Here is a 16,913-nt window from a genome sequence, read left to right on the forward strand (position 1 = left end):
CACCTGTCGGATCCGCATAGGTAGATATAGATAACAGGAGACAAACCATGCATACCCCTTCTTCCAACGGGCATCTGGAGCGCAAGCTCAAGAACCGCCATATCCAGTTGATTGCGCTGGGCGGCACCATAGGCACCGGGCTGTTTCTGGGCTCGGCCGGCATCATCGAGCTGGCCGGCCCTGGCGTGTTGCTGGGCTATACCATCGGCGGCCTGCTGATCTTCTTCATCATGCGTTTCTTGGGCGAGATGCTGGTCGAGGAGCCCTCTGCCGGTTCGTTCAGCTATTTCGCCAACCGCTACGTGGGGCGCTTTGCCGGTTTCCTGTCGGGCTGGAACTGCGTGGCCCTCTATGTGCTGGTGGGCATGCTGGAGCTGACCGCAGTGGGCAAGTTCATCCAGTTCTGGTGGCCCGATATCCCGGTCTGGGTGACGGCAGCCGTTTGCTTTGTGCTTATCAACGGCGTGAACTTCATCAACGTCAAGGCTTATGGCGAGTTTGAGTTCTGGTTCGCGCTGATCAAGATCGTGGCTGTGGTGGCGATGATCGCCACCGGCGTCTACCTGTTGTCCACCACGCACAACCCCACGCAGACGATCAGCAACCTGTGGACGCAAGGCGGTTTCCTGCCGAACGGCTTCAAGGGGCTGTTCATGGCCTTTGCTTTCATCATGTTCGCCTTCGGCGGCGTGGAAATGCTGGGCTTTGCCGCTGCAGAAACCGAAGAGCCGCGCAAGGTCATCCCCAAGGCGATCAACCAGCTCATGGTGCGCGTGCTGCTGTTTTATGTGGGCTCGATGGCTGTGCTGCTGTCGTTGACGCCCTGGACTGATCTGGTGGCCCAGCTCAAGGCCGGTGGCGGCACCTACAGCAGCAGTCCCTTTGTGTTGGTGTTCTCGGGCATGGGCGAGCACCTGGCCGCGCATATGCTGAATTTCGTGATCCTCACCGCTACGCTGTCGGTCTACAACAGCATGGTCTACAGCTCCAGCCGTCTGTTGTACGGCATGGCCCAGGAAGGCAATGCCCCCAAGTCGCTGGCTGAAGTCAACAAACGCGGTGTGCCCGTGAAGGCCATCGTCTACCCCGGCATCGTCACGGCTTTCTGCGTGGTGCTGAACTATGTGGCGCCTGCCGGCGTGATCGAGCTGCTGATCTCGTTGATCACGGCGGCGTTGGTGATCATCTGGACCATCATCATCATTTCGCACCTGAACTACCGCAAGCTGCATGATGCCAAGGGCACGCCGCGCAGTTTCAAGGCACCGCTGTTCCCGCTGACCAACTACATCTGTCTGGTGGCCATGGTGCTGGTGGTGGTCGTCATGCTGCTCACGCCCGAAGCACGTGCCTCAGCCTATGCCATTCCGGTGTGGGTGCTGGCGGTCTATGCCATGTACCGCATGGTTTTTCGCCAGCCCGTTCGGCTGGTGCAGACTGCGGTTTGATTGAATGAAGACTGGCGCAGACCTTTGCGCCAGCCCGTTGTAACCCCTGAACCTTGAGAGCACTTCGATGAACTCCACTGCAACCTTCTATCCCGCGCCCGGCGGCATGCCCTTCTCTTCCGCAGTCCGCGCAGGCGGCTTTCTGATGCTGTCGGGGCAGATCCCCTTCGGTGAGGACAAGCGCCCGCTTACCGGCCCCATCGAAGAACAGACACATGCCGTGCTCAAGGCCATCGCGGCGCGGCTGGAGGCAGTGGGCAGCTCCCTGGACGACGTGGTGAAGGCCAATATCTGGCTCAGCGACCTGGCTCATTTCGATGCCTTCAACAAGGTCTACGCCAGCTATTTCAAGGAAGGCAGTTACCCGGTGCGCAGCCTGGTACAGGCCCAACTGGTTTTTGGCGTTGGCGTTGAGATCGAAGTCCAGGCGCTGGATAAAACCGCCTGATCGCGCCATCATCAACTTCTTTTTTGCAGGAAACCTCGTCATGACCGATTTGTTCGAAAACCCCATGGGCCTGTGCGGCTTTGAGTTCGTCGAGTTCGCCTCGCCTGCCGACGGCGTGCTGGAGCCGTTGTTCGAGAAGCTGGGCTTCACGCTGGTGGCCAAGCATCGCTCCAAGGACGTGGTGCTGTATCGCCAGGGTGGCATCAATTTCATCATCAACCGCGAGCCCAAGAGTCAGGCCGCCTATTTCACGGCCGAGCACGGCCCCAGTGCCTGCGGCCTGGCTTTCCGCGTCAAGGATGCGCACAAGGCCTACAAGCGCGCGCTGGAGCTGGGCGCGCAGCCCGTGGACATTCCCACCGGCCCCATGGAACTGCGCCTGCCCGCCATCAAGGGCATCGGTGGTGCGCCGCTGTACCTGATCGACCGCTACGAAGACGGCAAGTCCATCTACGACATCGATTTCGAGTTTCTGCCCGGGGTGGACCGCAATCCCAAGGGTCACGGCTTCCAGCTCGTCGATCACCTCACGCACAACGTCTACCGTGGCCGCATGGCCTACTGGGCCGACTTCTACAACAAGCTGTTCAACTTCCAGGAAATCCGCTACTTCGACATCCAGGGCGAGTACACGGGCCTGACCTCCAAGGCCATGACTGCGCCTGACGGCCTGATCCGCATTCCTCTGAACGAAGAAGCCAAGCAGGGCGGTGGCCAGATCGAGGAATTCCTGATGAAGTTCAACGGCGAGGGCATACAGCACATCGCGCTGTTGTGCGAAGACCTACCCACGGCCATCGACAGCCTGCAGATGGCCGGCATTCCGCTGCTGACTGCGCCCAACGACATCTATTACGAGAACCTCGCCAAGCGCCTGCCCGGCCACGGCCAGCCGGTGGGCGAGCTGCAGTCGCGTGGCATCTTGCTGGATGGAACCACCGAAGGCGGCCAGCCACGCCTGCTGTTGCAGATCTTCTCCGAGCCGCTGTTGGGCCCCGTGTTCTTCGAATTCATCGAGCGCAAGGGCAACTACCGCGAAGGCTTCGGCGAGGGTAATTTCAAGGCGCTGTTCGAGTCCATGGAACGCGACCAGATCAACCGCGGCGTGCTCGATACCGCCAAGGAATGAGCACCATGAAGATCGACCGCATCCATCACGTGGCCTACCGCTGCAGGGACGCCAAGGAAACCGTGCTCTGGTACAACCAGATGCTGAAGATGGACTTCGTGCTGGCCATTGCCGAGGACCAGGTGCCATCGACCAAGGCGCCCGACCCGTATATGCACATCTTCATGGACGCTGGCAACGGCAATGTGCTGGCCTTTTTCGAGCTGCCCACCCAGCCGCCCATGGGTCGCGACCCGAACACGCCGGCCTGGGTGCAGCACATCGCCTTCCGCGTGAAGGATCGGGCCGAGCTGCTGGAGTTCAAGGCTCACCTGGAGGCCAATGGCGTTGACGTGCTGGGCGTGACCGACCACGGTGCATTCCACTCCATCTACTTCTTCGACCCCAATGGTCACCGCATCGAACTGGCGTGCCCCGATCCGGACGAGGAAGCCATGATCAAGAGGCTTGATGCCGTGAAATGGGACATGCTCGAAGACTGGAGCAAGACCAAGCGTGCGCCCAAGCATGCGGCTTTCCTGCACGAGAGGGAGTTCCAGCAATGAGCGCGGTCCTGAATGAGACCTTGAACCCCCAGCTCCAGAGCTGGGTGGTCTCGGCCAACGCTGCGGGTTGCGACTTCCCCATCCAGAACCTGCCCTTTGGCCGCTTTCGCACGCTGGGCGACAGCGGCTGGCGTATCGGCGTCGCCATCGGCAACCAGGTGCTGGATCTGCGCACTGCCGGCCTGATCGACCATGCGGACATGCACCGCTTGATGCAGGCCACGCGGCAAGAGCGCCAGGCCCTGCGCCAGGCGCTTTCCGAAGGCTTGCGCGAGGGCAGTACCAAGCAGTCGGCATGGGCGCCAGCGCTGCTGCCCCAGTCTGCAGTGGAGCTGGGCCTGCCCTGCGAGGTGGGTGACTACACCGACTTCTACGTCGGCATCCACCACGCCTCCGAAATCGGCCGCCAGTTCCGCCCCGACAACCCGCTGCTGCCCAATTACAAATGGGTGCCCATCGGCTATCACGGCCGTGCCTCCACGCTGCAGGCCAGCGGATCGTCCTTCCATCGACCCATGGGGCAGTCCAAGGCGCCCGATGCGGCTCAGCCCGTGCTGGCACCCTGTGCGCGGCTGGACATCGAGCTGGAGCTGGGCATTTTCATTGGCCAGCCCAACGTCCTGGGCGTGCCCGTGTCCATGAGAGAGGCCGAGCAACATGTCTTCGGCATCACGCTGTTCAACGACTGGAGCGCACGCGACATCCAGGCCTGGGAATACCAGCCGCTGGGTCCTTTCCTGTCCAAGAACTTCGCCAGCACGGTCTCGCCCTGGATGGTGACGATGGAGGCACTGGAGCCATTTCGCCGGCCGTTCGGCCGTCCTGAAGGCGACCCCGATCCGCTCCCATACCTGGACTCTGCCGACAACCGCACGTGCGGCGCCATCGCTATCCAGATGGAAGTGGTGCTGCAGACGGCGCGCATGGCCCGAGAGGGACATGCGGGTGATGTGATCAGCCGCTCCAACTTCGCCGAGGCCGCGTACTGGACCGTGGCGCAGCTCGTGGCCCACCACACCGTCAACGGCTGCGCGCTGCGCGCGGGTGACCTGCTGGGATCGGGCACGCTGTCGGGGCCGACCCTGGCGCAGAGCGGCTCTTTGCTGGAGTTGACCACGGGCGGCAAGAACCGCATCACGCTGTCGAACGGCGAAACGCGGGGCTTTCTGGAAGACGGCGATACCGTCGTGCTGCGCGCCTACTGCGAAGGTGCAGGCGCGCGCCGCATCGGCTTCGGCGAATGCCGGGGTACGGTGCTGCCAGCCCGAACGCAAGGCTGAGCTCGCAAGTCGCGACTTGCGCAAACGAGACTCAAGCAAGCGCTTTGCCTCAGGCAAACCCTCTTGGAGCATCCTGGTTTGTGCAAGTCCATCGGCATATATGGGCCTGGAGCCTTGTACATGCAGCAGCTAGATCTGTCTGGAGTGTGGCTGCAGGTCTGTAGGGACCCGCTTTTTCCGGCAGGCCATGGGCACACGAAATGGTGAATGTGCGTCTTCATGGCCTGAGTGCTTCAGCGGCTTGCTCAAAGCGGATCGTATCGCGCATATTTTGGGTTGAACCAGCGCAGATCCTGTTTGCCCAGGCTTTGGAGATGCTCCCGCGTCTGTTGGACAAGAGGCCTTTTCAGATCCTCAGGCTGCAGCGGGCGTGACTTGCCAGCTTCTTCCAGTCGCAGCACGCTGGCCTGCGCGCTGGTGTCGCTGTAGCTGCGCACCACCAGGCTCAGGCCGCCCAACGTAAAGCGGTAGATGTCGTATTCGTAGTAGTGCTCGTAAAAGCCCTCGGCATCGGGCTCACTGGCGTCGATATGGTGGCTGCATTCGACCTGCAGGCTATCTGTGCCCATGCTTTAGCTGCAATCGGTGTGCAGCCGGTGCGTGCCGCACTTCACGCAGCGAAACAGGTAGCCGCCCACCGGATCACCGGTCTTGCTGATGGCCTGCAGATAGTGCTCTGGCATGTTGGCAATATCGGCTTGCAACTCCTGCTCCAGCTGCTTGATTTCGGTATGGTCGGTGTAGCCCACAAAGGCGCAGGGCTCATCGCAATGCACCAGCCATTGCTCCTGCTGCCAGCTGTGATAGCTGGGCGTGCGTTCGCAGACTTCCAGCAGCAGCACGCGATCCATGACGATGCTGTCCGGTTCGTCGGGATCGGCGCTCACGCCTTCAATGCCCAGGTAGTCGTTGAATTCGCCCTCATAGTGCCTGGCCGCACTGCCGTCGGCAATGCACCAGGGGCAGAGATAGTCCGGCTCTTCGAGGCTGTAAAACGAGCTGTTGTACTTGAGCTCACGCGCTTGGCCGCAGCAGGAGCAGATACCGCTTTCGGCTACAAACAGATCCAGCGCATAGGCATTGGGGCTGAGACGAAATTTCGGCAAATCCATGGAATGCTCCTTTTAGCGTGAATTTTTCTTTGCGATGGTATGCAGCAGGTTCTGGCAGGCGTCCTCGATCAGATCGAGCACATGCTCAAAGCCTCGCTCGCCGCCATAGTAGGGGTCGGGCACTTCAGGCTCGTCAAAGCGCTGGCAGTAGTCGGTCAGCCGCTTCATGCGCTGCTGCTGGGCGGGCGTGGCGATGCGGCGCGCAGCGACTTCATTGGCGCTGTCCATCACCAGCACCAGATCGAAAGCGTCAAAATCCTGCTTTGTCAGCTGCCGCGCACGCTGACGGCTGAGGTCATAGCCCCGGCGAAGCGCATGTTGCTGGCTGCGGGCATCGGGAGCCTCGCCAACGTGATAGCCGTGCGTGCCGGCGGAGTCCACCTGCACCAGATGCTGCAGACCCGCATCCGCGACCATTTTTTCCAGCACACCGTGGGCAGTGGGACTGCGGCAGATATTGCCGGTGCAGACCATGAGCACGCGAAACGTAGTGTTTTCGAGGGTTGCAGGAGGTTGTACCCTATTTGTCACCTAATTTGTTCCCTAATATTGTCTGTGGATAACTGCCCTTATGAGACCTTGACGCGGATAGGCTCTGCGCCGCGCGGATCAGCATAAATCGCAGCCGTCTTTTCCGATGTGTGGCCCAGCAAAGCCTTGGTGTCCACATTGCCTTGGGCCATGTAGGTGCGCTTTGCGAGTGAACGGATTTCGTGAAACGTTGGCGCGTCGTCGCCCGTGATTCCCGCGAGCTCGCGCGCCTCTTTGAAGGCCTTGGTGATGCGGTTTACATGGACGGCACTCCCCGCCTTCACCTCTGCACGATAGGTGCGTCGATGATGGACCACATACCGGCTCACGACATTCGACCTGCAAGCAGCCAGAGCCTCAGATAGCGTCATTGCCATTTCATCCATGCGCAGGCGCAGCGGAATTTCGACCCACACGCCAGTTTTGGCTCGATGAATGGTCAGAGCCTCTGAGCCGATGGCTTTGCGCTCGAGCCCTGCAAGGGTGTCGCGATCCATGCCGGAAAGAAGGGCGACCAGCATTGCGCCGGGCAGCCATTCCGCGACCTGTGGGGCGGCCGCAAGAATGCTCTTGAATTGCTCCAGGGTAAGGCGCTGACGCATCGTTTTAGCTTGAGGCTTTTTGGTCGGCTCGACAGGGTTGAAATCCAGCCAGCCCAGCTGCTGCCCGCGATTGCACACCGTCATGAGTCTTGAGCGCAACGCCTGCGCACTGCGCGCTTTCCCTGCGGCTATCTCGTCCTCAATGAATTTGGCGCAGTGCGCGACGGTCAGCCCCATGCAGGTAATGCCACCCAGTGCCCCATTGATCTTCTTGTCGAGTGAGCGATTGCTTTTTGCAGTGTTGTACTTTTCGCTGACCGGCATTTGCTCGAGCAATTCCGCAATGCTCTTGTCCTTGCCCGTAATTCGCTCTAAAAGGGTAGGACTGCTTGCGACCAAGTAATCCAGCGCCTCAAGCACTTGGCGCTTGGCTTGAGCCAGCGGAACGCGCCCAATTGCGAGCTCCTTCCCGTTTTCAGGATTGCGCCAAGTGAAATAGCCAGGACGTGGCTCGCGCAGGCCAGCAGGCCAGTCCCTGCGGACTCTTTCTCTCGGGCGTGCAGCCATGTCAGTGTCCCTTCTTAATACGTTCCAGTAAGGACGGCTTGCGGTTGGGATCAACAGGCAGCGCGTCTTCGGGCACGAAATACGATTTACCGACTTTCACGGGTGCCGGCTCAATCCGGCCCTCTCTCGCCATCCTTCTGAGCGTCCAAAGACTGGGCGGTGGGTCAAACCTCACTGCTGCCCACGCCATAAGTGTGATCTGCTTGCTCATATTCATCCAATCTTTAATAAAGCCGCTTGCGGGACTGTTTGTCTTGCTTCGGGCGCACTGCCTGGTTGTAGGCCTCCCAGAGCAGCAGGCCGTCGGTGCACCGTTCCTGCTTGCCGCCGGATAAGCCGGCAGCGCAGCAGGTAGGGCAGTTGAAGTGGTGGGCTATGTAGGCCTTGTCTTCTGGCAGGCCCACGGTGCTGGCGCTGGTTGCCATGAGGTCTCCCAAAAGCAGAACCCCGCATCAGCGGGGCTCGGGGTGGTTGATAGGTTCGCGCCATCTGTCGCGCTTGTCGCCTCTGTCGCTGGCTCGCTTGCTCATCCCAGCTGCGCTCCTTCCTTGGCGGCTGCCTGGGTCTTCAAGGCTTCTCGCACTGCGTTGCAGATGCGCGCCAGGCCGATGTATTCCGGGTTGTCGATGCTGGCTGCATGCCCCACGGGGTACCACCATTCGTCCTGCCCATAGAGTTCCTGCAATAGCTCGGTGTCGGCATGCCAGCTCTCATTGAGGGTTTCGCAGAGGTGCAGATCACCTGCGCGCTCGTATAGATCGCGTGCCTCGTCATTTGTGAGTAGACGCTTCTTGCGTTGAGTCAGCACCTTTTTGCGGGCGTCCTTCTCGAGCGTGTGGCCGCAGAACTTCCCGCCACGCAACTCTGGTGCGAGGTTCTTTATCAGGTAGTGGTTGTCGCAGGTGACGAAGAACTGCGCGATGGACTCCTTCCCCATGGCGCCCCAGTAGCTGGCCCAGGCCTTGCCATAGGACTCGATGTTGATTCGCCCCCGGCCGGGGGCAATGTCATCCAGCATGACCCGGATCGGGTCAAGGCCCGACACCTCCGTGATGCGCAAGATGGTGACGGTTCCGACTTCAACCTTCATGCTTTACTCCCTTGCGCATGGACTCCTGCAGCTCCTCGGCGGCGAATGCCAGCCGCCGCGCTTGTCGAAATGCCTCCTCCAGGATGGATTCAGCAACCTGCTTCATTTCCCGGATTGCGTGGCGCTCCGGATGGTCATTGGTAACGCTGTCTGTCATGCGCCCCACATGGGCGAGGGCGTCAACAGCGCGATCAGCCAAGCTCTTTTCAGACATGCTCGCCCCCTTGTGTCTGCTGGGCTGCCGCGAACATCGGCAGCTTGTGTGCCTCGGCGCGAATGGCCTTGGCTGCTTCGGCTCCGTACCCCCACATATCCCCGTAGCTCATGGCGGGGGCGATGTATTCGGGGTGCAGAAGCTCGCCGCGCTGGATGTATTCGCGCAGGGCGCATATGAGGTCGCGCATCGTGCCGCCATGGCTGAAACCTCGCCAGCGTCCTTGGTACGCCGTATAGATGCGGGCGCCGCGATAGTCGTCAATCCACCAGACACGGCCGCGTGCATCAAGCTCCAGGCTCCCAGTAGTTCCCGCCTCGGCGTTGTAGAAAAAGCGTCGGCCATGGCTGCTAATGACTTTGATCAGGGCATTCGCGTGCCCCAGTCGTTCTGCCTTGCTCATTGCTTGTCACCTCCCTGCTGGGCTGCCTGGGCGGCGATGGCGGTGGACTCATCTGCTGCCGCAAGAATTGCGCGCTTGAACTCTGCATTCCAGTTCTCATCCAGCTTGTCGTTGTCGAACTCAAGACCGAAGTTTGCGGGGTGCAGATTCGGCAGTAGCCACTCCAGTACATCCGCATCCCGCGCGTCTGCGAGCGCCTGGGGGGCCGCAAACAATGGAGTGGTGAACTTTCCGCTGGGCGTAACTCGCGCAGGCAGGTATCGACCATGTGCAGTCGAGTCAGGTCCGTCCGGGTCGCGGAAGTTGCCGAGCTGCCCCTTGCTGACGTACAGAACAGGCTCATGCTCCATCTCGTCACGACGAATCTCAGAAACCGCGAACGCAAGTAGCTGCGCCTCCCGCGCGTCTGCCTGCGCCTGGGAAGCATCGGCCAAACCTTCGCTGTAGGCAGCCGCGTGGTAGGTAATCAATCCATCCCCAGCTTCACGCATGTCGCCGTCCACCAGCTTCCACTTGTCGCCGTTGGGAGTTACGGCGTCGCGGCTATGCGCAGCCGGTGCAGATGCTCCAGCCAGCAGGGCGCGCAGCTTGGTTTTGATCAACTTCACAGTGTCCCGCTCTTGAGCGGCGGCTTTGTCCGAAAACTCCTTCGGTTGTTCCGTATAAATCAGGACTGCCATCGAGGCCCTTTGGACGGATGCCTTCTCTACCAGCTCCATAATTTCGCTGATGGCTGCATCAGGCTCAGGCAGCACCACTGGCGCAGCTGCTGCCGGGGTGGCGGCAAGCGCGGCGCTCCATGCCTCGCGGGCTATGTGCACCCCATCGCCTATGGGTCCGAGCCATGGATATTCACGTTTGATCCAATTTTCGAAATCAGGTACTGCCACGGCTGCGGGCGCTGCCTGGGGTGCAATGCCTTCGCCGCGCGCTGACAGGAATGCGCAGAAGTTCGCCACGTCCACCGGGTCGCCCTTGTCAACGTGACCGCGCAGCAGCTCTGACAGGCGCTCTCGGGTGCAGTCGGTATCCCATCCGCTGTAGCCCTTGTCGCGCTGCTTGGCCAGCTTTACCTTCATGAGCGCGGCCATGGCGTCGACAGCGGCATCGTCAGGGTTTTGTGCGGCTTGCTCTGCAGAGGACGGCTCCTGAATCTGGTGCAGGCAAGGCGCGCCGATGGCGGCCAGCAGTTCTCGTTTGCGCTGCTCGGTCAGGTCGCGGGCTGCCTGAGTGTTCTCAGGCGATACACCTCCCTCAACGAACGCTGCAGATGCCAGTGCGTCGATGGCCAGGGTGATCTTGTCTTGCATATAGGTGGCTCCCAGAATGAGAAAAGCCCGCGGCTGCGGGCTGGGGTGTTGGTGGTCAGGCGACTTTTCGGAGCTGGCCTGCTTCGCTGTAGTTCGCGGCCACGATGGCGCGCGAGAGGGGCGGGCATACGCTGTTGCCGCACATACGGACCTGGGCGGTCTTGGTGATGGCCTCACCGGCGGCGCCGCGGTCGATGATGTAGCTCTCGGGGAAGCCCTGTGCTCGGTAAAGCTCGCGCGGTGTGAGCATGCGCAGGCCAATGTCCACGATAGCGTAGGGCTCACCGTGGACCATGACCAGGCCCATGCGATCCTTCGTGGGGATCGTGTGCATGGGATCTGCGCAGCTCGCGTCCTGGCCGCCCTCGCTGTAATACTTCACGAGGAAGGCTCGGACTTCCCCGGCATGGCCGCCGCCCGCAGTCAGCGTCGGGAATGGCTCCTCATGCGACTGGCCGAACTGGTTATTGCGCAGCTTGACCATGTGGCTGGTGACCAGGCCTGCGGTCGCGCCCTGGGCGGTGACGGTGTTGAGCGGCGCGGCCACATCGCGGATACCGTGGCTGAATCGCTTTGTCCCGTCCTTGCCTTCGCCGTGGCCCAGGTGCACCAGGTTGGCAGTGACCAGGCCCATGGTGTTGCCGGTGCTGGGCCGGGCGGGTGTTCCGCCGGCGGTTACGGTATGCAGAGGCTCGTCTGCTGCTGAGCCGACACTGCCCGCGCGAAACTTGGTCAGGTGAGCAGTCACCAAGCTGTGGTGATCGCTGGTGGTGACGGTGCCGGTGGGATGATCCAGCTCGGTGCCGACCACGCCTGTGTAATGCTTGGCCAGGAAGGCCTGCACCAAGGCATGCTTTGGGCTGCCCACCACGGTGCCCAGTGGCTTATCCAGGCCGGGCACGCGCGGCGCCTGGCCGGCGCGCTCTCCATAGCCGGTTTGCACCAGCGTCGGCACGGCGAGGGCAAAGTGCCCGCCCTTGATCTGGGCCATTTGGGTGCGCAGTGGTTCGTCAGCCCGGAAGGTGCGCTGTGTGCTGGCGTTGGCGTGCTCGGTCAGGAATGGCGCGCTGTCTCCCACGATGAAAGGCTTGGCTGTCTTGACCACATAGCGGTCGATGCCCTTGGCAATGCGCCTGCAGGTGGCATCCGCCAGCGGGCGCTCGCGCTCGAAGATGGACGGCGCGGCAATGCTCCAGTCGATGCACTCGGCCGCAGTGCGCCAGGGCTTGAATCCCTTGGCAACCTTGCCGCTCTCGTCGGGCTGGGCGTGGGTGGGCTGCGGCCAGCTGATGGGCAGGCCATCGCGGCGGGCCACCAGGAATAGACGCTTGCGAATGGTCGGGGCTCCGAAGTCGCAGGCGCGCAGCTCCTTCCATTCGACCTTGTAGCCCAGGTTGCGCAGCTGGCTCACCCAGCGCTGGAAGGTCTGGCCCTTGCGTTCTGGGCACGGCCGCGAGTCCACGCCCAGCGGCCCCCAGGTCTGGAATTCCTCGACGTTCTCCAGGCAAATGACGCGAGGGCGGGTCAACTTGGCCCACTTGATCACCACCCAGGCCAGGCCGCGAATCTTCTTGCTGACAGGCTTGCCGCCCTTGGCCTTGCTGAAGTGCTTGCAATCCGGACTGGCCCAGAGCAGGCCGACCGGCTGCCCGTCAGTGACTGCCAGCGGGTCCACCTCAAACACATCGCTGCAGAAGTGGCGCGTTTGCGGATGGTTAGCAGTGTGCAGGCTGACGGCTTCGGGGTCGTGGTTGACGGCGATATCGACATGGCGACCGATGGCCTGCTCGATACCGGTGGAGGCTCCACCGCCGCCAGCAAACAGATCCACGACCAGCTCAGTGTGGACGGGCAGCACGAATTGAGGGGTAAGCATAGGGCTCCAGAAAGCAAAAATCCCGCTCAGTGGCGGGCTGTGATCAGTGGTGTTTGCGAAATGCCTTACTGAGGTGCAATCCCTCAATGGCATGCCCGCGTCTAAGTAGCGCTCTGCAGATGAGCGCCTGTTCGTTGTGGCTTGCGCTGGACTGGCGCACCAGGCCGAGATAGCTGTTGCCGCTGGCGTAAACCTCATCGGCTGGCATGACCTCGATGCGCGTCAGCGCTTGCTGTAGCGTTCGTGGCCGCGTTGTTCGCCGCCAGGGGTGGATCGTCTGGCCCACGTAATCGATACCGCGGCTGATCGGTTGCAGCACGGTCTTGCGTGGATTCAGCTGCAGACCCAGGCTAGGAAGGAATGCATTGATGCTGGCCAATGCCCCATTGAGCCACTGGGGTGACTCGTGCAGCAGCACCATGTCATCGACATAGCGGGTGTAGCGCCTGGCCTTGATACCGTGCTTGACATGCTGGTCCAGCTCATTGAGCAGGACATTGGCAAAGAACTGGCTGCTCAGGTTGCCGATGGGTAGCCCGCAGTAGGGCTTCGCATTGGCGAGGCGTTTGTGCGCCGGTACTGCGGCCAGGGTCTCAGCGCAGCCGCGCTGCTCAAAGTCAACGCGTGGGTCATTGAAGAGAATGATCTTGGTCAAGCCGCGCCACCAGCGCTCCGGGATCCGCTGGACCAGCAAGGGCCAGACAACTCGCTTGTCGATCGAGACAAAGAAATTGGCCAGATCAATCTTCAGGTAATGCCCGGGCACCGACCAGTTCTGCGTCTGGCTGCGCACCTTGGCCTCCAGGCGCTGGGCTGCGTACAGCGTTCCGCGTCCCGGGATGCCTGCACAGGAGTCCGCGATAAAGCGGCGGTGGAACCGATCGGCAATCTGGTTGTAGAGCAGATGGTGCACGATGCGGTCTCCAAATTGGGCAGCCCAGACTTCGCGCGGCCGTGGCCGGCTGATCGCAAAGCAGATGGATGGACCGGGCCGGTAGCTGCCATCCTGCAGCTCTTCATGCAGTTGCATGAGATTGGATTCCAGTGCCTGCTCGAAAAGCAGTGCGCTGGCCGTAGTGCGTTTGTGCTGGCGGCAGTCAAAGTAAGCCTGCACCAGCTTCTCGAGCGAATAGCCAGTATCCATAGTATGTCTCGGTGGAATCTGCGGACGGGACGAACTCGGAACTCGTAGTTCCGGTAGTAGTTGCTCGTGTTCGCGTACTCAAAATCGACGGCCCAGGCCCAGTGCTCGCCATCCGGAGTGCGCGACCAGTACCAGCCATCGGTATCGAAGAACTTACGGCTATTGATATAGGCCAGCATCAGATCTTCCTTGTCAGGTGCGCGCCAGTCGCTGAAGCCGTTCAGCTCATCGCCTTCGGCCACGACCTGTTCCACTCGGCTGAATGGAATATCGGCATGGTCAAACTCAATCCCTCCGGGGATGACGACGTGGTGCTCCAGGCCGTCGATGAGGCGGCTGCCGATGAAGATTCCGCCCTGTTCGGGCCATGGCTGGTTGATTGCGGGTGTGGTGCTCATTGATGGCTCCGTGGTTGGTTTGAGAAGAAATGGTTGAAGGGCTCAGTAGATGAATCTGCGGACGGGACGAACTCGGAACTCGTGGCGCCGGTAGGTGCCGTTCGTGAAGCCGAACTCACAATCGACGGCCCAGGCGGTGCTCTGGCCGTAGTGAGTGCTACTCCAGTACCAGCTTTCATCACCGAAGAGGTGGGGCACATTGGCGGCTGCCAGCTGCAGTTCACGGCGGGCAGGGAGGTAGAAATCCTTGTGATCGTCAGCTGAGTGCGCGGTCGCCAGCTTTGCGGCGGGACATTCGTTGACTAGGCGGAGAGTGTTGTCCAGGCCGTCCCAGTGGGACAGGTCTCGCTCGCCATCCGGGCCCCACTTGGCAGAGCCGGAGTCTTTGGCATCTCCGCAATCGGCAACGATCAATCCATAGATCGTTCCGTCATCACCGCGCATGTCGCCGGCGTAGAAGCCACCTTGGTTGGGCCAGTAGTCGCCAATCTGGGGTTTGCAGCCTGGCTGAGCTGTGACTGCTGGGGCTTCGGCTCGGCCAATGCTCTGCATGAGTCGCTCCATGTTTGCCATGGCATCAGCAGTTGCGGCCGGCGGAAGGATGATGACGTTCTGTGTGTGAATCTGCACGGAGTTCTCCTTTTGACGAAAAAAAGCCCGCGCAGTGGCGGGCAGACGATTCATTGATGTGGGCGTGTGGCCCGGTTCATGCAAATCTATGAATAGGTGCTCATTGGCTGGCGCTGGAAGCCAGCGAGGTGGGCAGGTCGCACAGGCCGGTGCGGCCCTCGCCTCCCAGGGCCTCAATCAGGTCGGGAATCAGGCGCGACAGCTCGCCCGTGGCAATCGCCACATCGGTATCAAATCCGCCATCGTCCTTGCTGTTGCCGTCCATGACCGCATCCAGCAGCACGATGTTCTTGATCTGCAGGCCTTCGGTCAGCACAAAGCTCACACGATCGTCCCAGGTCATCGCCAGCTTGGTGGGCAGCTTGCCTTGCTCGATGTGCTTGCGGACCTCATCAATATCCAGCGGGTGGCGGGCGTAGCGCACCACAGCCTTTGATTCGTCGCAGGCTTTCAGCTCCGTCTCGCGGTCGGCGGTGAAGCCGGTGGGCGGCTCCTGTGTCATCAGCCAATGCGCCATGGCGGCCTGTGGGCTGGTCTGGGTGTCCAGAAGGGCCAGAGATAAGCCGGGCAGGCCTTCGACCAGCAGCGTTACCACCTCGTCGGCGCGGCCCTGGGCGCTAGTGTCCAGCACCAAGGTGCGGGCCTGAGGATCGATCCAGACCCACATGCTGCCCTGCCTGGTGAAGGCCATGGGCAGCAGGTCCAGCCTGGCCTCGTCCTTGAGATCGCGCTTTTCCTTCTTGCCGGGCTTGCGGCCTTCGGTCTTTTCGATGTGCTCGGCCTTTTCATTGACCTTGCGATTGAGCACACTGGCCGGCAGCACCTTGGCCTCGGTCATGAAGCGCATGACCCATTGACCGGCCACGGACTCGACCAGGGTGCCATGAGCCTCGCCGCGCGGCGGCACCCAGCCCACGGAGCGCTCTTGTGTGGCGCCGCACTCCTCAAAGACTGTCTTTTGCAGGGCATCTTCCAGCGCCTGCAGATCGCTTTGCCAGCTTGAGGCAATGCGGTAAATGATCATGTTCTTGAACATCAGGACTCCAGAAAAGAGAAAGCCACCGGTGCGGTGGCGGATTGGGTGGAGGTGGGCGCTTCAGTCACGGCAGCTCTTTCAGGCATTGCACAGTCTTGTCGTCCAGCCACTCGGCATGCATGCCAGGACAGGCGAACTCATCGCGCAGGCTTTGGGTGATGGATTGGGGTTCATCGGCTTGGGCATCAGGCTCGGACAGCCAGGCTGCGAGAAGTAGGGCGCCAACGATGATCAGCAGGGAGTCAACAATCGTCTTCAGCATGAGGATCTCCTGTTCAATTAAGCGCTTGCTGCTTAGAGGGGCCATGCTTCAGGCGTGAGGGCCATCACCACGGCCGCGCCGACCAGGCAGAAGAGGCCGAAGCCGGTGAGAGCCCATTGCGCCGCGAGCAGCAGCTTAGTGGTTGGGGTGGCGGTTGGTGCTGAATGCATGGAATCTCCTGAGGGCAAAGAAAAAGCCCGCGAGCGGTTGCTGCGGGCTTGAATAAAGAGCCGGCGACCTTTCGGGTCGCGCCTGGGGAATAGTTCAGAGAGGGACGGCGGAGGAGAAGCCCCAGACCCGGCTGAAAAGGTAGATGACGCAGCTTTCCGCTGCCCGATGAGGGTCAGGCAGCAGAAATGCGCACTTGGGTTAATAAAAAGTTGCTGCGCCATCTGGCGTGACCACTGTCGCCACGACGCAAGCGCCGCGTTCCTAATTGCCGCCAGCCCAGGCCCATTCCTGAACTGCCGTACCTGCTCGAGTGGTCACGCCGGATGGCCCTGGTATCGCCCAGGGGTGGCGAGTGTTTTGAGTGGTGGGCCGGGTCGTCCGGCCTATTCATCTCGCATGTGTTCTCCTTCGCAGCGCGCGGCTGCCTGGTTGGGATGCTTTCGCTGGCATCGAATCAGCAGTGCTCTGGTCTCACGCGTTGCACTTCTTTCCGCGTGCAGTCCCCTCTCGGCGTGAACATGCAGGAGTGAACCCACATGCCCGGACTGCTTGCCCCGTGTACCGACTCGCTCGGCTTGGGGACGGGTTTAACCCGCGCCAGGCGCTGTTGATCACTGCGGCCGGCCATTTACTCTTTGGCTTTTTAAAGACCCGTGGCACGCGGCTCGATCGCTTGGCACCCATCGCTGCGTTTTGTTGCTGCGATGGGTGTACTTTAGCGAAACGCAAAACAATGGTCAATAGCGTTACGCGAAAATATATGCCATGGACTTCATC

The 16,913-nt window shown here is 61.2% G+C and carries 22 protein-coding genes and 1 pseudogene; 6 read left to right on the forward strand and 17 right to left on the reverse strand.

The annotated features are described in order from the left end of the window. Positions 1–47 precede the first annotated feature (47 nt). The 5 genes from QYQ99_RS17525 to fahA all read left to right on the forward strand — a co-directional run bounded on the left by QYQ99_RS17525 (position 48) and on the right by fahA (position 4,850). A complete protein-coding gene (locus QYQ99_RS17525) occupies positions 48–1,448 on the forward strand; it encodes an amino acid permease (protein WP_302089320.1) in 1,401 nt (466 codons plus the stop codon). Positions 1,449–1,515: 67 nt separating this feature from the next. After that, positions 1,516–1,896: a RidA family protein gene (locus tag QYQ99_RS17530; RefSeq protein ID WP_182284261.1), complete on the forward strand. Its 381-nt coding sequence runs from the start codon at positions 1,516–1,518 to the stop codon at positions 1,894–1,896. Between the two features lie 40 nt (positions 1,897–1,936). After that, positions 1,937–3,025 (forward strand): 4-hydroxyphenylpyruvate dioxygenase, encoded by a 1,089-nt coding sequence (gene hppD, locus QYQ99_RS17535; protein ID WP_302089321.1) that lies wholly within the window; start codon positions 1,937–1,939, stop codon positions 3,023–3,025. A 5-nt stretch (positions 3,026–3,030) separates the two neighbouring features. Beyond that, the gene (locus tag QYQ99_RS17540) at positions 3,031–3,570 is read left to right on the forward strand and encodes a VOC family protein (RefSeq protein WP_302089322.1); all 540 of its coding nucleotides are present in this window, start codon (positions 3,031–3,033) and stop codon (positions 3,568–3,570) included. Further along, on the forward strand, positions 3,567–4,850 hold the full coding sequence (gene fahA / locus QYQ99_RS17545) for a fumarylacetoacetase (RefSeq protein ID WP_302089323.1): 1,284 nt from the start codon (positions 3,567–3,569) through the stop codon (positions 4,848–4,850). Before QYQ99_RS17540 ends, fahA begins: the two co-directional genes overlap by 4 nt. Positions 4,851–5,095: 245 nt before the next feature. Here fahA and QYQ99_RS17550 read toward each other — a convergent pair whose 3' ends face one another. The 13 genes and pseudogenes from QYQ99_RS17550 to QYQ99_RS28490 all read right to left on the reverse strand — a co-directional run. After that, positions 5,096–5,419, reverse strand: coding sequence for a hypothetical protein (locus QYQ99_RS17550; RefSeq protein ID WP_302089324.1), 324 nt, complete (start codon positions 5,417–5,419; stop codon positions 5,096–5,098). Positions 5,420–5,422: 3 nt separating this feature from the next. After that, positions 5,423–5,962, reverse strand: coding sequence for a CbrC family protein (locus QYQ99_RS17555; protein WP_302089325.1), 540 nt, complete (start codon positions 5,960–5,962; stop codon positions 5,423–5,425). Positions 5,963–5,974: 12 nt separating this feature from the next. Next, a complete protein-coding gene (locus QYQ99_RS17560; RefSeq protein WP_302093206.1) occupies positions 5,975–6,436 on the reverse strand; it encodes a low molecular weight protein-tyrosine-phosphatase in 462 nt (153 codons plus the stop codon). Between the two features lie 95 nt (positions 6,437–6,531). Next, complete coding sequence (locus QYQ99_RS17565) at positions 6,532–7,602, reverse strand: tyrosine-type recombinase/integrase (RefSeq protein WP_302089326.1); 1,071 nt, start codon at positions 7,600–7,602, stop codon at positions 6,532–6,534. Position 7,603: 1 nt separating this feature from the next. Continuing rightward, on the reverse strand, positions 7,604–7,813 hold the full coding sequence (locus QYQ99_RS17570) for an excisionase (protein ID WP_302089327.1): 210 nt from the start codon (positions 7,811–7,813) through the stop codon (positions 7,604–7,606). Between the two features lie 13 nt (positions 7,814–7,826). Next, positions 7,827–8,027, reverse strand: coding sequence for a hypothetical protein (locus QYQ99_RS17575; protein ID WP_302089328.1), 201 nt, complete (start codon positions 8,025–8,027; stop codon positions 7,827–7,829). A gap of 101 nt (positions 8,028–8,128) precedes the next feature. Then, positions 8,129–8,692 (reverse strand): hypothetical protein, encoded by a 564-nt coding sequence (locus tag QYQ99_RS17580; protein WP_302089329.1) that lies wholly within the window; start codon positions 8,690–8,692, stop codon positions 8,129–8,131. Continuing rightward, positions 8,682–8,906, reverse strand: coding sequence for a hypothetical protein (locus QYQ99_RS17585; protein ID WP_302089330.1), 225 nt, complete (start codon positions 8,904–8,906; stop codon positions 8,682–8,684). Before QYQ99_RS17585 ends, QYQ99_RS17580 begins: the two co-directional genes overlap by 11 nt. Next, positions 8,899–9,309 (reverse strand): hypothetical protein, encoded by a 411-nt coding sequence (locus QYQ99_RS17590; protein WP_302089331.1) that lies wholly within the window; start codon positions 9,307–9,309, stop codon positions 8,899–8,901. The genes QYQ99_RS17585 and QYQ99_RS17590 overlap by 8 nt, the downstream gene beginning before the upstream one ends. Then, a complete protein-coding gene (locus QYQ99_RS17595; protein ID WP_302089332.1) occupies positions 9,306–10,619 on the reverse strand; it encodes a hypothetical protein in 1,314 nt (437 codons plus the stop codon). Before QYQ99_RS17595 ends, QYQ99_RS17590 begins: the two co-directional genes overlap by 4 nt. Positions 10,620–10,674: 55 nt before the next feature. Further along, positions 10,675–12,495 (reverse strand): DNA cytosine methyltransferase, encoded by a 1,821-nt coding sequence (locus QYQ99_RS17600; protein WP_302089333.1) that lies wholly within the window; start codon positions 12,493–12,495, stop codon positions 10,675–10,677. 43 nt (positions 12,496–12,538) lie between these two features. Next, positions 12,539–13,639, reverse strand: a complete 1,101-nt coding sequence (locus QYQ99_RS17605) for an RNA-directed DNA polymerase (RefSeq protein WP_302089334.1) — start codon at positions 13,637–13,639, stop codon at positions 12,539–12,541. Positions 13,640–13,719: 80 nt separating this feature from the next. Continuing rightward, positions 13,720–13,893, reverse strand: a pseudogene (locus tag QYQ99_RS28490) (hypothetical protein); the annotation flags it as partial. 21 nt (positions 13,894–13,914) lie between these two features. Here QYQ99_RS28490 and QYQ99_RS17610 point away from each other — a divergent pair. Further along, entirely contained in the window at positions 13,915–14,040 is a 126-nt protein-coding gene (locus tag QYQ99_RS17610) for a hypothetical protein (RefSeq protein ID WP_302089335.1), read from the forward strand. Between the two features lie 39 nt (positions 14,041–14,079). Here the strand turns inward: QYQ99_RS17610 and QYQ99_RS17615 are convergent, their stop codons facing one another. The 4 genes from QYQ99_RS17615 to QYQ99_RS17630 form a co-directional block, all read right to left on the reverse strand. Beyond that, positions 14,080–14,667, reverse strand: coding sequence for a hypothetical protein (locus QYQ99_RS17615; RefSeq protein WP_302089336.1), 588 nt, complete (start codon positions 14,665–14,667; stop codon positions 14,080–14,082). A 100-nt stretch (positions 14,668–14,767) separates the two neighbouring features. After that, positions 14,768–15,703 (reverse strand): recombination-associated protein RdgC, encoded by a 936-nt coding sequence (locus QYQ99_RS17620; RefSeq protein WP_302089337.1) that lies wholly within the window; start codon positions 15,701–15,703, stop codon positions 14,768–14,770. Between the two features lie 64 nt (positions 15,704–15,767). After that, on the reverse strand, positions 15,768–15,965 hold the full coding sequence (locus QYQ99_RS17625; RefSeq protein WP_302089338.1) for a hypothetical protein: 198 nt from the start codon (positions 15,963–15,965) through the stop codon (positions 15,768–15,770). A 32-nt stretch (positions 15,966–15,997) separates the two neighbouring features. Next, on the reverse strand, positions 15,998–16,135 hold the full coding sequence (locus tag QYQ99_RS17630) for a hypothetical protein (RefSeq protein WP_167332961.1): 138 nt from the start codon (positions 16,133–16,135) through the stop codon (positions 15,998–16,000). Between the last annotated feature and the right edge of the window lie 778 nt (positions 16,136–16,913).

This window comes from Comamonas testosteroni (assembly GCF_030505195.1).
In the GTDB taxonomy this organism is placed as follows: Bacteria; Pseudomonadota; Gammaproteobacteria; order Burkholderiales; family Burkholderiaceae_C; genus Comamonas; species Comamonas testosteroni_G.

Coding starts and splice junctions, on each gene's coding strand:
- QYQ99_RS17620 (WP_302089337.1), bottom strand. CDS start 15,703: ATGTTCAAGAACATGATCATTTACCGCATTGCCTCAAGCTGGCAAAGC.
- QYQ99_RS17610 (WP_302089335.1), top strand. CDS start 13,915: ATGGTCAAACTCAATCCCTCCGGGGATGACGACGTGGTGCTCCAGGCC.
- hppD (WP_302089321.1), top strand. CDS start 1,937: ATGACCGATTTGTTCGAAAACCCCATGGGCCTGTGCGGCTTTGAGTTC.
- QYQ99_RS17530 (WP_182284261.1), top strand. CDS start 1,516: ATGAACTCCACTGCAACCTTCTATCCCGCGCCCGGCGGCATGCCCTTC.
- QYQ99_RS17580 (WP_302089329.1), bottom strand. CDS start 8,692: ATGAAGGTTGAAGTCGGAACCGTCACCATCTTGCGCATCACGGAGGTG.
- QYQ99_RS17585 (WP_302089330.1), bottom strand. CDS start 8,906: ATGTCTGAAAAGAGCTTGGCTGATCGCGCTGTTGACGCCCTCGCCCAT.
- QYQ99_RS17565 (WP_302089326.1), bottom strand. CDS start 7,602: ATGGCTGCACGCCCGAGAGAAAGAGTCCGCAGGGACTGGCCTGCTGGC.
- QYQ99_RS17550 (WP_302089324.1), bottom strand. CDS start 5,419: ATGGGCACAGATAGCCTGCAGGTCGAATGCAGCCACCATATCGACGCC.
- QYQ99_RS17630 (WP_167332961.1), bottom strand. CDS start 16,135: ATGCATTCAGCACCAACCGCCACCCCAACCACTAAGCTGCTGCTCGCG.
- QYQ99_RS17590 (WP_302089331.1), bottom strand. CDS start 9,309: ATGAGCAAGGCAGAACGACTGGGGCACGCGAATGCCCTGATCAAAGTC.
- QYQ99_RS17540 (WP_302089322.1), top strand. CDS start 3,031: ATGAAGATCGACCGCATCCATCACGTGGCCTACCGCTGCAGGGACGCC.
- QYQ99_RS17560 (WP_302093206.1), bottom strand. CDS start 6,436: ATGGTCTGCACCGGCAATATCTGCCGCAGTCCCACTGCCCACGGTGTG.
- QYQ99_RS17605 (WP_302089334.1), bottom strand. CDS start 13,639: ATGGATACTGGCTATTCGCTCGAGAAGCTGGTGCAGGCTTACTTTGAC.
- QYQ99_RS17575 (WP_302089328.1), bottom strand. CDS start 8,027: ATGGCAACCAGCGCCAGCACCGTGGGCCTGCCAGAAGACAAGGCCTAC.
- QYQ99_RS17525 (WP_302089320.1), top strand. CDS start 48: ATGCATACCCCTTCTTCCAACGGGCATCTGGAGCGCAAGCTCAAGAAC.
- QYQ99_RS17625 (WP_302089338.1), bottom strand. CDS start 15,965: ATGCTGAAGACGATTGTTGACTCCCTGCTGATCATCGTTGGCGCCCTA.
- QYQ99_RS17555 (WP_302089325.1), bottom strand. CDS start 5,962: ATGGATTTGCCGAAATTTCGTCTCAGCCCCAATGCCTATGCGCTGGAT.
- QYQ99_RS17600 (WP_302089333.1), bottom strand. CDS start 12,495: ATGCTTACCCCTCAATTCGTGCTGCCCGTCCACACTGAGCTGGTCGTG.
- QYQ99_RS17595 (WP_302089332.1), bottom strand. CDS start 10,619: ATGCAAGACAAGATCACCCTGGCCATCGACGCACTGGCATCTGCAGCG.
- QYQ99_RS17570 (WP_302089327.1), bottom strand. CDS start 7,813: ATGAGCAAGCAGATCACACTTATGGCGTGGGCAGCAGTGAGGTTTGAC.
- fahA (WP_302089323.1), top strand. CDS start 3,567: ATGAGCGCGGTCCTGAATGAGACCTTGAACCCCCAGCTCCAGAGCTGG.